Source organism: Streptomyces aureocirculatus (assembly GCF_000720475.1).
GTDB classification, from domain to species: Bacteria; Actinomycetota; Actinomycetes; order Streptomycetales; family Streptomycetaceae; genus Streptomyces; species Streptomyces aureocirculatus.
The window spans coordinates 1-12,743 of sequence record NZ_JOAP01000045.1 but is presented as its reverse complement, the minus strand read 5'-3'; the positions used below and the strand labels follow the sequence as shown (position 1 = coordinate 12,743).

Sequence of the window (12,743 nt, the reverse complement as noted above, 5' to 3'; positions counted from 1 at the left end):
TCACTATAGAAGCCCCGCACAACGCCGGACGACCGAGGGCGCCACAGCACACAGCGGCGCCGGACACCTGAGGATCGAGTCTTGACTGAGCAGCTTCGACTGATGGCCGTTCACGCCCACCCCGACGATGAGTCGAGCAAGGGCGCGGCCACGATGGCCAAGTACGTGTCCGAAGGGGTGGACGTACTCGTCGTGACCTGCACGGGCGGGGAGCGCGGCGACATCCTCAACCCCAAGCTCCAGGGCGACACCTATATCCAGGAGCACATCCACGAGGTCCGCAAGAAGGAGATGGACGAGGCGCGCGAGATCCTCGGCGTCAAGCAGGAGTGGCTCGGCTTCGTCGACTCGGGCCTGCCCGAGGGCGACCCGCTGCCCCCGCTGCCCGAGGGCTGCTTCGCGCTCGAGGACGTCGACAAGGCCTCCGGGGCCCTGGTGCGCCAGATCCGCGCGTTCCGCCCGCAGGTGATCACGACGTACGACGAGAACGGTGGTTACCCGCACCCCGACCACATCATGACCCACAAGATCTCGATGGTGGCCTTCGACGGCGCGGCGGACGCGGAGAAGTACCCGGAGAGCGAGTACGGCCCGGTCTTCCAGCCGCAGAAGCTGTACTACAACCAGGGCTTCAACCGGCCCCGCACCGAGGCGCTGCACCACGCCATGCTGGACCGCGGCCTGGAGTCCCCCTACGGCGAGTGGCTGAAGCGCTGGGACGAGTTCGAGCGGGTCGAGCGCACGCTGACCACGCACGTTCCGTGCGCCGACTTCTATGAGATCCGCGACAAGGCCCTGATCGCCCACGCCACCCAGATCGACCCCGACGGCGGCTGGTTCCGGGTCCCGATGGAGCTCCAGAAGGAAGTCTGGCCCACCGAGGAGTACGAGCTGGCGAAGTCACTCGTCGATACCTCCCTCCCCGAGGACGACCTCTTCGCGGGCATCCGCGACAATGCCTGACATGAGCGGAAGCGCAAGCCTGGCAGTGACGCACCTCGTCCCCCTGGCCAAGGAGGTCGACGAGAACAAGGTGACCCCCGGGGTCCTGGGGTTCATCGTGTTCGCGGTGATGGCGCTCGCGGTGTGGCGTCTGATGAAGTCCATGAACCGGCACATGGGGAAGGTCGACTTCAAGGAGTCCCCGGATGAGCAGGTCAAGGCGCCTGCCAGCGGCGTTGCCGCAACCGAGGGCAAGGACAGCCCCGAGGGGGCAGGACTCAAAACTAGGGATTAATAGAGATTTCTAGAGATGACTCGGAGTTACTCCACATGATCATCTCCCATCTCTTTCCCATCGCAGATACGCGCAAGCAAAGGCCGCCCGAAGAGGTTGCGTGACCTCTTCGGGCGGCCTTTGCTGCCTAGACCAGGACGGGGTTCCACCTGGGGGGTGGAATCCAGCCCCCGCCCTGGCCGTCAATCTCAACGAGAGTGGCAGGTACCTGACATGGCCTCCTTCCCCTCTCGGTTGAGGGAGTGTGGGCTCCTTCGGCTACTCGGGTTGACCGGCCGCCCAACCCCGACGAGGGGGTGCTCACGGGGAAGGGGGCCGGTCCGCGACGCGAGCGGGGTCCGGGCGCGCGTCGAGTCTGACTGGCAGAAACGTTCACTCGTCATTCCATCGCGGAATGTCCCATGCCGCGAGAGCGCTCTCGCGGCATGTGCCAGTGTTCTATTCGCACGGGGTGTGAACCAGTAACACGCTGTGCGGCGAGGGTGACAGGTTCGGGTCGATGTCCGTGATGCGCAACATGCCCGCCTTCCTCTGATTGCAGAATGTAGGTTGAAGCCTACAGACAATCGGTCATGATCCATCGAGCGTTGACGGGTGCCATCCGCCCGCCCATCCGACTCGGTGCTCGCCCGGCGGCGCGTCGTCGGTGAGCGGATCCGCGCGGCCCGTCTACACGCGGGCCTCACCCAGGAGCGCGTTGCCTTGGACTCCGGCATCGACCGGCCCTCCGTGGTGCGTATCGAGCAGGGGCAGCAGTCCCCAACTCTGGACAGTCTGTTCCGCATCGCGGATGCCATCGGTGTCCCGCTCGCCGACCTCGTGCGCTGACCTACCGTCGACGCCGACACCGCTCCACGTGCCACACCACCGTCACCCCCGCCCGCGATGGGCTGTCCTTCGCGTGCTGTGTGTACGGCTGGCCCGGTCGGATCGGCTTGTCGCACCGCCAGCAGATCATCGTGCCCTGACTCACGGCTTGACTCCCGTCGACGGGGGCAGGGCCTCGGTCACGTCCCGCACCGCGCGCCTCCCCCACGATCCAGGTGGGCTCTGACGGCGGCGCCCTGAGCGGCCGTCCACGCTCGGCGCAGGCGGGTTCCTGTCGGGCAGTAGTCCGTGCGCCGACAGGGCGCGCAGCAGTTCAGGTGCCCCATGTACGTCGTGTAGACCCGCGTCGCCTGTTCGTCGAGTTCCGGTGTCGAGGCGCTCACGATCCACCCCCGGCGGTGAGAGTGCGATTCGTGGGGATGTGGGCGACCACCTCATAGACGCAGGGTGTGGCCGCGCGTTCACGAAGGCCGATACGCCAGGCGTCGAGCAGCCGGTCGAGCTGGGCGAAAGTACGCGGACGGAACTCGATGCCCGCCTGGCCGTACAGCTCGGCCAGGAGTTGGGCTCCGCGTGGGGCGGCGTCCGAGGCCACGTGGACGATACTGACGGCGCTCCCCGGGGAAAGCTGCTCACGGAGCAAGCTGAGCAGGCCAGCGGCCTCGGTGTCCGTGAGCCAGGGCAGGAGGTCGCGGCACAGGACTCCGATGGGCTGTTCCAAGTCGAGGTATCGGCAGAGCATGCCGGGGCACAGACCAAGCCCTGTGCGCAGGTCGGCGCTGATGGCGCTGGTGGCGTCGCTTTCGACGAGGACGGTGGCGGCGTGCGCCATAACGTGGGGGTCGTGGTCCACGTAGACCACGCGGGCGGTAGGAAGCACGGAGCGGGCGACGGAGTACACGGTCGGGGCCGGGGCCCGGCTGGGCAGGCCGCAGCCGAGATCGATGATCTGCCGGATGCCGAGCGTAGAGACAAGGTGCATGACCGCCGCGGGCATGCCCGCCCTGGTGTCGCGCACGGTGCCCGGGTACCAGGGGGCTGCCTCGGCGAGCGCGAGGCCCAGGCGGCGGTCGGGCGCGTAGTTCTCGGTGTCTCTCAGCAGCCAGTTCTGCACGCGGGCGATCGACGGCCTGGTGGTGACGATGGGGTTGACCCTCGGTGGTGTCATGATCGGGTCCCCACGGCGATCGAGTCGACACCCGCCCACGTGACGAGAGCACGCAGCACGATCGCCAGGCGGCGCTCGTCGAGCCGGAGGACGCAGTCGAGGAAGATCTGGCGGCCGAGCGCGATGGCAAGGACGATCTCCAGGAACTGGCGTTCTTCCTCGTCGCGCACCAGCTTGTCGAGGCGCAGGGACAGGTTCACCCAGTCCGCTCGCACGCCGGCCTCACCCTGCACCACGGTCACGTGCTGGAATTCCGGACGGTCGAGGATCTCGTGTTCCTCGACCAGCATGCGTACGGCGATGGCGTCCACGTCGGTGGCCGGCCAGGCGAGGAGGCCCTCGGCCGCCGACGTGAAGGCATTCTTATCGGCGGCGCTCATGACTCGATCGCCTCCAGCGGCTCGGCCGTGGAGAGCAGCGCGGCCAGGTGCGCGGGATCGCACAGGTGCCCGGGGCGCTCGGGCTGCACCGCCCAGTACGTGACGGGTGAGACCTCGTTGTCGATGCGGGGGACGCCCAGGTAGATGCCCTGGCCGAGGCGCTCCGCTGGCCCTTCCCATGGCGCGTCCGGCGCGATGAGTACGTAGTACAGGCCGCTGCCGGTACGGACGTCGCGGACGACGGGGCCGTGCAGCCAGCCCTCCAGAGCCTTGCCGACAGTCCCACGGTCGTCGCTTCCGATCGCGGCGTGGATGCGGGGGGCGGGGACGCGGAGCGCGTCGAAGCGTACGCCGAGCGGCAGCAGCGCGACCCCGTGATTCGCCCACTCCGCATCGGCCTGGCGGGGGACCGGGTGGGCTCGCGCCAGCCATTCAGTGATCAGATGCCTGTCGCTCATCAGCTCGCCCTCACGGTCGTGGTGATCTGCCTCACATCAGCGACCGTAGGCACTTCCTGCTGAGCCCACCCGAACTGTCAGTTCGGGTGAACTACAGGCTCGCCAACTAGACCAGCCCGATTCGCACAGCCAGTTGCTCGGCCTGACGTGCGTGCATCGCGCGGGCCCGGCGGATCACCGTCAGCACCAGATGGCGCGCGAGGGGAGAACGAGCCAAGTCCTCCGGTGCGATGGCCTCCAGGCCAAGGAGAGACAGCAGCACGGCAGCGTCCTCTCGCCGCTGGCTGTGGCAGGCCGCGACTTCCAGGCCGAACGTGAACTCGCGCTCGGCGCTGGGCAGGTCGCTCGTGTCGATGGCGTCTGCGGTGTGCAGTGCCTCGCCGGTCTCGCCCGCCTCCATGTCGATAGACAGAGCGTGCAGTGCCACGTTGGTCGGCCCGAACACCGTCCAACCCACGTTGCTGCTGTCGAGCACCGTGCGGGCCGCGGGCGCGGCGTGATCGCGCAAGCGTTCGCGGGCCTCCGACCACCGGCGGCGGCGCGCGGCTCCGACCACGGCGACGAGCTGGAGGGCGCCGCCCATCGCCGTGCGTTCAGCCTCTGGCATCCGCGCGGTTGCGACCTGCCCGGCCGCCTGTAGGGCAAGTTCCTCTGCCTCACCAGGCTGGCCAGCAGCGAGCAGGACGTGGCCAAGATTCCACTGCGCCGCAGCGATGCGGAGCGGGTCGTCAGCGTCCTCGGCGGCGCGCATCGCCCGGTCCGCTGCGATGGTGGCTAGATCGACGCGGCCCGTGCGACGCAGGTAGGACCGGAGCAGACAGTAGAGGTCTGCCGCCGCCCGTAGGACGCCGCGGCGCTCGACTGCATCCGTCCCGACACGAACGGCGCGCACGGCGTACTCGGTATCGGAAACCAGGCCGGGCAACGTCGTGGCCGCTTGAGTGAAGCGGTCACCGTCGGTCTGCCAGGACTGCCACGCAGCCTCGACCCGGCCCCTCAGCTCGGCTGCTGTGGCACGCACCGTACTGGTGGTTGCCCCGTAGCCGAGGAGCGCCCGCCCCACCGCAGCCTCTGCCGTATCCACCGAGTCCTCTTCGGCAGGTGGCTTCTCCGACAGAAGGGCGGCAGTGGGCACCCCCAGCTCCTGCGCAAGGGCGTACAGGATGGGCAGCGACGGAACCTTGAGACCGCGCTCGATCTGTGACAGGTAGTCCGGTGAGATGCCGACCAGTCCGGCGACTGCGTCCTGTCGGCGCTCTCCGCGGTAGTGCCTGATTCGGTCCCCGATCGGGAGGTCCGCTGCAACCATGGTGCTCACTCCTCGCTCGCTATGCCCGAGCGTAGGGTGCCCGCTAAGCGGGGACACGGGAATCCACCGAGAGAGGGGACGCCGTGCCAGAACTGGTGCTGTGGGACGTCGACCATACGCTGATGGCAACGCGGGGCCTCGGGCGTGAGCTGTGGGCGCAGGCCTTTCACGAGGTGACGGGTCTTGAGATGCGAGAGCAGGCATCCGTCACCGGGTCGACAGAGCGCGTCATTCTGAGGGAGACCGCACGTCTACACGATCTTCCGTACAGCGATGAGCTGTTCGAGTCCTTCGCTGCGGCCCTCGGTTCCGTGCATGTACGGAGGGCCGCAGAACTCCGCGAGCGTGGGCACGCGCTGCCAGGCGCCGCCGCCGTCCTTGCCCACCTCGCGGACCAAGGCGTGCGCCAGACCGTCGTGACCGGCAACGTCCGCGCGGCCGCAGAGGTCAAGCTCGCCGTTTTCGGTCTCGACAGCTACCTGCGACTCGAGGATGGGGCGTACGGCGAAGACGGTGAGGAGCGACCGGAGCTGCTCCGCGCTGCCCTGGCACGTTCCGCCACCCGGCCCGACAAGGCGGTCTTCCTCGGGGACACGCCCGCTGACGTTGAGGGTGGCCTGGGTACCGGCGTCCGGGTGGTTGCCGTGGCTACAGGACGCACCACGGTGGACGAGCTGCGGCACGCCGGCGCCGACGCCGTGCTGGAAGGCCTGGCGGACGCTGAGAAGGCTCTTGCCGCCATCGCATGATCCTGGCCAGTAGCGTGGCGGGGTGTCAGTGCTGCACTCTACGCTTGGCCCATGTCCCCCAACTCCCCGAGCCCTGGCCCCGTGCGGCCTGCTGCGGCTGTGAACAAGGACATCCGCGCACTCTGGACCGATCCCCGCGTCGTTCTCACCAACGAGCAGCGAGCACGCTACGAACACCTCCTCATCGAGTGGATCGCAGCCACCCGCACCACCCAGATCGCCATCGCCGCCTGACTCCCGGACACGACGAAGAGGCCCCCCTCCGCCCGAAGGCGAAAGGGGGCCACTTCAGTACTGCCGTCGTGCAGGATCAAGAGCCGCACCCTGCGGCGGAGGCTCACTCTCCCCCCGATCCGGAGCGCCATCCTTACGGCACACCAGCGCATCCGGGTCACCGGCCGGCGGCTGGAGGCTGTACCCGTCCGGACAGGTCTGCCCGTCCCGGCCGGGCTCACCCGCGGGACCCTGCTCCCCGCGCGGACCTTGCTCGCCCACCGGGCCCGCGGGCCCCGGCTGGCCCTGCGGCCCAGGCGGACCCGCTACGCCTTCCGCACCCGCAGCTCCAGGCGCGCCGTCTTCCCCGCCCGGGCCCGGCTGCCCGGAGCTTCCGTCGTCGCCGTCTTGGCCCGGTCCGCCGTCCTTCCCCGTCTTGCCGTCGCGGCCCGGGCTACCGGACGGACCCGGCTCGCCGTCCTCGCCCGCCGGACCGCGGGGCCCTCGCGGCCCGACGACACCGCGCCCGGGTTCGCCGCGGCTCCCGGGCGGGCCCGCCACGGGCGCGCCACCCAGGCGCTCGACCTGCGAGGCGAGAGCGTCCCTCGCCTCATTGGCAGTACGCAGGTCCTGGCTGAGCTGCTGCATGGTGATGACGACCCATGCCAGCGCGGCAACGCCCGCGATCGCTACCAGGGCGAACCACAGGTCGGCGCGGCGTCGCGCCTTGGCCGGGGAGGTATGAGCCCTCACGCGCCCGCTCCCCTCGTCGAGAGGTACACCTGCAACAGCACGATGAGCACAGGAACGATCAGCCCAGTGAGAATGAGGCGCCGGTCAGCCCGGCGCTGGTCCTCGATCCGGCGCCGCGCCAGCTCGTCGTCCCGGATCTCTTGCAACCGCTCCGTCTCAATCGCTGCCACGCGTTCGATTAGTTGCCGGTGTACGTCATCAGCGTTGCGCCGCTCCAACTCGTACCGCTCGACGCTGACCTTTTTGTCGAGCCGTGCACCGTGCTCGCGCAGGGCCTCCTTGAGGTCGGCGTGGATGGCCTCAAGGCGTCTGGCGACCTCGCCGAGGGTCGGCTCGTCAGCCACGTGAGCGGCCTCCTGTCAGGTCAGACGTCGGAGCGCGGGGTATGCGGCGCCGCCCACCCGGCGATCCACGATGCCGCGGCCGGGACCAGGGCGAGGACGAAAGGCTCCAATGCATCCGGCATGCCGGAGATCAGCGACGGGTCGTCGGTGACGGCGCCAAGAACGGCAAGCCCGGCAAGACTGGCCAGGTAGGCGATCACGGAACTGGCCGTGACCTTCTTCTCGATGGGGGCAGAGGCAGATGCCATGGGTTCCTCCAGGTCAGGTGGTGACGGCGAAGCCGTGCGCGTCGCCGAGTCGGGTCAGGCTGGACTTGCCGGGGATACCGTCAGCGGCCTTGCCGGAGTATCCGCAACGGCGCTGCCAGGCCGCGTACGCAGTGACTGTGGCGCTGCCGAAGTGCCCGTCCAGGAGCGGCTTTTCGAGCAGTCCCGCGTCCACGAGCGCGGCCTCGACGATCCGTGTCCCGCTGTAGGAGACAGGCGTGCCCTTCGCCCCAGGATCGGTGCGGGCCGCCGTAGCCAGTTTGGCCACCGACACCTTCGGCCGCTGCGGCTGCGGCAGAGGCGTGCCCGGGGGTTTCGTCCCGAGTCGCTTCGCTGCCCGCTCCTGGATGTCGGACCAGTCCAGCCCGGGCCCGCGAGGGTCGATCTTGCCCGGCTGCCAGTCCAGATGCCGGAGCGCCGAGCGTACGGTCCACTTGTGCGCGCGGCACAGCGCGGTGATCACCCGCACGATCGCCTCCACCTGGGCCTTGGGCCAGGGGTCCTCGCCGTCGCCGAGGTTCTCGCACTCGAAGCCGTAGAAGTGGCGGTTGCCGTCGGTGTTGGCCTCGTTGTCCGCCGGCGGGGCCTTCTCTGAGATGACCGCGCGCAGCACGTCGTCATCGCCCAGACCGGCGTGGTTGGCGCGGCCGTAGCCGACGAGGTGCACGCGGCCGTCCTTGGTGATCACGCCGTGACACAGCGGCCCGGGCAGACTGGCGTGCCCGTACCTGCACATCCGAACGGTGGCCGCGGACCCGGAGGTCACGGTGTGGTGGATCATCACGCCGTGCACGGGCCCCCAGGGGCCCATGTGGTTGCGGTTGTTGTCGCGCCAGTCGCCGACCTCGACGATGGTCACGCCCTCGTCCTTCAGCGCGTCCAGGAACCGGGACGGGGACAGCGTGGGGGCCATCACACACGCTCCGGCCAGGACCAGGTGCCCGGCCTGTCGCCCTGCGGGACCTGGTGTTCGGTGTACGAGCCCTGGTCACCGGGGGTAAGGACGTGCAGGTGCACGTCTGTGTCGGTCTCGAGCGGCGGTACGTCGCCGAGCTCGAGGCCGATCGGGTCCAGGGTGTCCCTGGTCGCCGTGACGATGGCGGTCAGGGGGCAGCCGCGGGTCTTGGCGCGGTAGATGACGATGCGGCCGAGGGTCGGGAGCATCGGGTACCTCCTCGAGCAGTACGAAGCCCCGGGCCGACACGGCGCGGGGCGAAGGGCGAGGGCGGCCGCCAACGCGGCCCGGTGAAGGTCAGGTGGTGTAGCCGTAGGCGAGCAGGCCGGTGTTGCCGCCGAACGCCGCGGCCGTGAAGGCGCCGCCGGTGACGGTGGGCGGTGTGCTCTGGCCGGTGTTCGTGTCGCCGAAGCCCGGCGCCGAGCCGGAGCCGACGATCATGGATCCCTCGCCGACGATGGTCGGCATGGTCGTGGCCTTGATCATGATGCCGAGGTAGTGCAGGCCGGAGTACGTCGTCGTGTACGACGACGCGGACCCGGCCGTGGTCTGCGCGACCGCCAACGTTTTCGTGGTGTTCGCGGCCCACGCGGTGGTGGTCTGGTCCGCGGTCCGGGCCAGCGCCACGCGATTGCGGTCGTGCAATGTGAACCACCAGTTGGTCGGCGTGCCCACTGCGGTGCCGCCCGTGATGAAGCTGATGTTGCTGATGACGGCGCCCTTGGGCAGCCAGATCGGCACCAGGTACAGCACCCCGGACGACGCGGACGACGACGAGGTGCCGCACCGCAGCCGCGACGTGGTCTCGTATCGCCCGGCCGGGCGCATCAGGTCATCGAGGGCGCCCATGTTGTCGTAGGGGGTCGTCTCAGGCCCGGTGGACTGGTCATCCAGGCCGGTGTCGCCGAGGTCGTTGCCGTACCGGCGCAGGTTCGTGCAGGTGCTGGTGATGCCGATCCCGGCCGCGACCTCCGAGCCCGACCCGTACTTGCGGACCTTGTTGCCCATGACGAGGAGGCCGTCCGCAGAGGTCGAGGCGCGGATCCCCCACGACCCGGCTGCGGCGTGGGAGGCGCCCTTGATGTAGTTCTCGGCGATCGTGACGTCCGATCCGCCGAGCACGTGCACCCCGTTGATGCCCAACTCCCGGAGGTTGTTCGCGATGATCTCGACCTCGGAGCAGTTGGTGCACGCGATCCCAGAGCCGCTCGTGCCTCTTACGCGGTTGCCGGTCACGGTGCCGCCGGTGGTGAATTCCTGGCTGATGCCGGTGCCCGCGGTGTCGCGGACGGTGTTGTCGTCGAGGGTGTAGTCGTCGACGTACTCCAGCCTCAGGCCGTTCTGCCCGCCTGCGGTGACGCCGTCGACCGTCGTCCCGCTGATCTTGGCGTTGATGATGGTGCCGGTGGCCTCGCCGATGAGCTGGATGGCGTCGTCGTAGCCGGTGGAACCGGTGATCTCGCAGTCGGTGATCGTCACCGTTCGCAGTGGCTGCGAGCCCGGGATCGTCGGTGATCCGCCTCCGGCCGGGGTGCGGTGCGAAGTGGAGGACGAGTCCAGGGTCCGCATGCGGATGCCCCCGCCGCAGCCCCGGATCTGGCAGTTGTCGACCGTGACGCCGGTCCAGGTGTACCCGCCGATCGCGTACTGCGCGCAGTCCTCGAAGAGGCAGTCGACGATGCGGATGTCACGGTGAGGCTTGGACGGGCTCGCGGAGTGGGATCCGACGCCGCGCGGCCAGGCCGTCGTCCCGGCGGTGCCGGACGGGCCGGTCGAGCAGCCGTCGATGAGCAGGTCCACGCAAGGGGTGTCGTCGTAAGGCCCGAAACCGCCGAACACACCGGAGCTCTTGGCGAGGTCGGGCTGGATGAACTCGCTGAACGGCCGGTCACCGGGGTCGAGGTAGCCGTAGCCGCGGACGTTGCGGATCACCGCGTGGCGCACGGCATTGACCTCGATGCCGTGGTAGCCGCACACGTCCTTGATCAGGGTGTCGCGGATGAGGACGTTCTCGGCGTGCCCGATGGACATGCACATCCCGGACGTCGGGTACGTGGTCCCGCGGCAGTCCCAGACGCCGCCCTCGATGATGATGTCGCCATGCCCGGTGTACCCGCCAAGGCTCTGGCCCGCGTCGCCGTTGAGGAGCATGGTGCCGGTCGTGCCGCGCTGGAAGACAGCGCCGGGCATCGCCAGCAGCCACGTCTTGCGGTAGATCCGCAGCGGCAGGGCGGCCAGCCGGTAGGTGCCCGGCGGCACCAGCACGATCCCGCCGCCCGCGTCCCGGGCCGCGTTCAGGGCGAGCTGCAGGGCGGGGGCGTCGTTGGCCGCACCGTCGCCGAGCGCCCCGTACACCACCCGCGGGTTGAAGATCCGCGCCCCGCCGAGGGAGACCTGTCCGGCGACCAGGGTTCCGGGGGTCTCCAGCACGCCGGCCCCGGAGCGGGCCAGGAAGGTGTCCCGGGCGGCGTTGCCGGGGCCCCAGGCCATCGCGCCGTCGGCGGTCATCCGCCACCGGTCGTGGGTGTCCGCCGTGGGGGAGGCCTTGAAGGAGGCGAGGACGACGTCGCTGGCGTTGGCCACGCCCCACTGCGCCTTGCCTGTCAAGGTCCCGCCGGTCTTGTCGAGTTTGCCCTCGATCTGGTCCAGGGCGCCGGTGGAGGCTTCGCGGGCGGCCGCGTACCAGCGCACCGGGTCGCCTTCGCCGTCGAGGTACTCGAATTCGATCGCCGTGGCGTCCGCAGCCTTGAAGGTACGGATCGCGCCCGGCGCTCCGCTGCCTGCGGGGTTGGTGCGCAGTTCGCTGATCGGGGTGGTGCCGTCCTCCTCGTACAGGGCGGTGACGAGCTCGCCGGTGCCCGCGCGGCGGACGAGGACGGGGTAGTTGGGGACGACGTCGCCGGTGGTGGTGGTGAGGACGTCGGAGGGGGTGCCGCCGTAGGTGTACAGGGCCATGCGCTGCCTCCTTAGTCGAGCCAGTAGTCGCCGGTGATGTCCACCCAGGGGGTGCCGTCGACGCCCTGGTACCACCACAGGAGGTCGCCGGGGTCGCCGTAGGCGGAGACGGTGGCGTCGTCCAGGAGCTCGAGGCGGCCGGTGGCCAGGGTGGTGGTGCCGGCCATCGAGCAGGTGCCCGCCCAGGTGCGCAGTTCGGTGGGTTTGAGGTTGGAGGGGACGGCGCCGAGGTTGACGGCGTTGGCGTCCTGCAGGTTCTGGCCGTCGGTGCGCTGCAGACGGCCTTTGATGTAGACGTGGACGCCGTCGACCAGGCGCAGGCCGACGTCGGTGATGCCTTCCTCCAGGCCGGTGGCGGGGGTGAAAGTGGACTGCCAGGCCTGCAGGGGGGTGTGCACGGTCGCCCAGGTGTTGGAGACCGACGAGGTCTTGATCCAGGTGGTGCCGTCGGCGGCGATGACCAGCGTCTGGGCGGGGGCGACGGAGTACTGGGCGTCGCGGTCGGCCTGGTCGGCGGCGTGCTGCACCAGGTGCGGGTCCAGCGCGGAGGCGAGCTCGGCGATGTCGGCGGGGATGGTGGGGCTGTCCCCGCCGACGGGGACGGGGAGTTCGGCGAATCCGATGGTCACAGCGCAGCTCCTAGGAGGCGGAGAAGGCGATGGTGATCTGGCCGCCGGTGAACGCCCCGTAGTCGCGGCTGCCGGTGGTGTAGATGGCCAGCCCACGTGCGGCGCCGGAGGCGAGCTGCGAGCGCCAGGAGGAGGGCAGGGTGGCGGTGCCCTTGGCGCCGACGGACAGCCGCAGCAGTTCCTCGGGGCCGTCGTCGAGGTCGAGCTGCCCGGACGGTGGCGAGGTGTGGTCGTGCAGGTACAGGTGCATGGGGACTTTGCTGTTGCGGCCCGCGCCGCGCTTGCGTGTGAACTTGACCTTCATGGAGGCGACGGTCTTGCCGGAGCAGGCGGCGGCGATCTGGGTGCCGTAGAACCACGCCCCGCGCCGCGGTCCCCGGCTGGTCCAGGTGCCCTGGGTGGGGGCGGAGGCGTAGTCGTCGGGGCGCCCGGAGCGCCAGGACCCGGAGTCGGTCGGGGAGATCGTCACGGTCTTGGGGGGCCGGGTGGGGGTGGTGGG

15 protein-coding genes and 1 pseudogene are annotated in these 12,743 nt (G+C 69.7%); 5 read left to right on the top strand and 11 right to left on the bottom strand.

Annotation, left to right across the window (positions count from 1 at the left end; all coding sequences use genetic code 11):
• Positions 1-81 precede the first annotated feature (81 nt).
• The 3 genes from mca (at position 82) to IG78_RS0132150 (ending at position 2,065) form a co-directional block, all read left to right on the top strand.
• Positions 82-963 carry a mycothiol conjugate amidase Mca gene (gene mca, locus IG78_RS0132160; RefSeq protein ID WP_107055042.1) on the top strand — a complete coding sequence of 294 codons (882 nt, stop codon included), beginning with the start codon at positions 82-84 and terminating at the stop codon, positions 961-963.
• Positions 956-1,237: a hypothetical protein gene (locus IG78_RS0132155; protein ID WP_030569913.1), complete on the top strand. Its 282-nt coding sequence runs from the start codon at positions 956-958 to the stop codon at positions 1,235-1,237. Before mca ends, IG78_RS0132155 begins: the two co-directional genes overlap by 8 nt.
• A gap of 594 nt (positions 1,238-1,831) precedes the next feature.
• Positions 1,832-2,065, top strand: a complete 234-nt coding sequence (locus IG78_RS0132150) for a helix-turn-helix domain-containing protein (RefSeq protein WP_030569910.1) — start codon at positions 1,832-1,834, stop codon at positions 2,063-2,065.
• 379 nt (positions 2,066-2,444) lie between these two features.
• Here the strand turns inward: IG78_RS0132150 and IG78_RS0132145 are convergent, their stop codons facing one another.
• The 4 genes from IG78_RS0132145 to IG78_RS0132130 form a co-directional block, all read right to left on the bottom strand.
• A complete protein-coding gene (locus IG78_RS0132145; RefSeq protein WP_051853107.1) occupies positions 2,445-3,233 on the bottom strand; it encodes an SAM-dependent methyltransferase in 789 nt (262 codons plus the stop codon).
• Positions 3,230-3,613 carry a hypothetical protein gene (locus tag IG78_RS0132140; protein ID WP_030569904.1) on the bottom strand — a complete coding sequence of 128 codons (384 nt, stop codon included), beginning with the start codon at positions 3,611-3,613 and terminating at the stop codon, positions 3,230-3,232. Before IG78_RS0132140 ends, IG78_RS0132145 begins: the two co-directional genes overlap by 4 nt.
• Positions 3,610-4,071 carry a hypothetical protein gene (locus tag IG78_RS0132135; protein WP_051853106.1) on the bottom strand — a complete coding sequence of 154 codons (462 nt, stop codon included), beginning with the start codon at positions 4,069-4,071 and terminating at the stop codon, positions 3,610-3,612. Before IG78_RS0132135 ends, IG78_RS0132140 begins: the two co-directional genes overlap by 4 nt.
• Before the next feature lie 106 nt (positions 4,072-4,177).
• Positions 4,178-5,380, bottom strand: coding sequence for a helix-turn-helix domain-containing protein (locus tag IG78_RS0132130; RefSeq protein WP_030569898.1), 1,203 nt, complete (start codon positions 5,378-5,380; stop codon positions 4,178-4,180).
• An 83-nt stretch (positions 5,381-5,463) separates the two neighbouring features.
• Here IG78_RS0132130 and IG78_RS0132125 point away from each other — a divergent pair, with 83 nt between their 5' ends.
• Both IG78_RS0132125 and IG78_RS0132120 read left to right on the top strand, forming a co-directional pair.
• Positions 5,464-6,129: an HAD family hydrolase gene (locus tag IG78_RS0132125; protein WP_030569895.1), complete on the top strand. Its 666-nt coding sequence runs from the start codon at positions 5,464-5,466 to the stop codon at positions 6,127-6,129.
• A gap of 51 nt (positions 6,130-6,180) precedes the next feature.
• Positions 6,181-6,363 carry a hypothetical protein gene (locus IG78_RS0132120; RefSeq protein ID WP_030569892.1) on the top strand — a complete coding sequence of 61 codons (183 nt, stop codon included), beginning with the start codon at positions 6,181-6,183 and terminating at the stop codon, positions 6,361-6,363.
• A gap of 728 nt (positions 6,364-7,091) precedes the next feature.
• Here the strand turns inward: IG78_RS0132120 and IG78_RS0132115 are convergent.
• From IG78_RS0132115 to IG78_RS0132085, 7 genes and pseudogenes are all read right to left on the bottom strand, one after another.
• Positions 7,092-7,439, bottom strand: coding sequence for a hypothetical protein (locus tag IG78_RS0132115; RefSeq protein WP_030569890.1), 348 nt, complete (start codon positions 7,437-7,439; stop codon positions 7,092-7,094).
• Between the two features lie 20 nt (positions 7,440-7,459).
• The gene (locus tag IG78_RS0132110; RefSeq protein WP_030569886.1) at positions 7,460-7,687 is read right to left on the bottom strand and encodes a hypothetical protein; all 228 of its coding nucleotides are present in this window, start codon (positions 7,685-7,687) and stop codon (positions 7,460-7,462) included.
• A gap of 13 nt (positions 7,688-7,700) precedes the next feature.
• On the bottom strand, positions 7,701-8,618 hold the full coding sequence (locus tag IG78_RS0132105; RefSeq protein ID WP_030569883.1) for an N-acetylmuramoyl-L-alanine amidase: 918 nt from the start codon (positions 8,616-8,618) through the stop codon (positions 7,701-7,703).
• Positions 8,618-8,869, bottom strand: a complete 252-nt coding sequence (locus IG78_RS0132100; RefSeq protein ID WP_037686963.1) for a hypothetical protein — start codon at positions 8,867-8,869, stop codon at positions 8,618-8,620. Before IG78_RS0132100 ends, IG78_RS0132105 begins: the two co-directional genes overlap by 1 nt.
• A gap of 88 nt (positions 8,870-8,957) precedes the next feature.
• Positions 8,958-11,615 carry a right-handed parallel beta-helix repeat-containing protein gene (locus tag IG78_RS0132095; RefSeq protein WP_030569878.1) on the bottom strand — a complete coding sequence of 886 codons (2,658 nt, stop codon included), beginning with the start codon at positions 11,613-11,615 and terminating at the stop codon, positions 8,958-8,960.
• 11 nt (positions 11,616-11,626) lie between these two features.
• Entirely contained in the window at positions 11,627-12,244 is a 618-nt protein-coding gene (locus tag IG78_RS0132090; RefSeq protein WP_078965771.1) for a hypothetical protein, read from the bottom strand.
• 10 nt (positions 12,245-12,254) lie between these two features.
• Positions 12,255-12,743 (bottom strand): annotated as a pseudogene (locus tag IG78_RS0132085) (hypothetical protein); the annotation flags it as partial.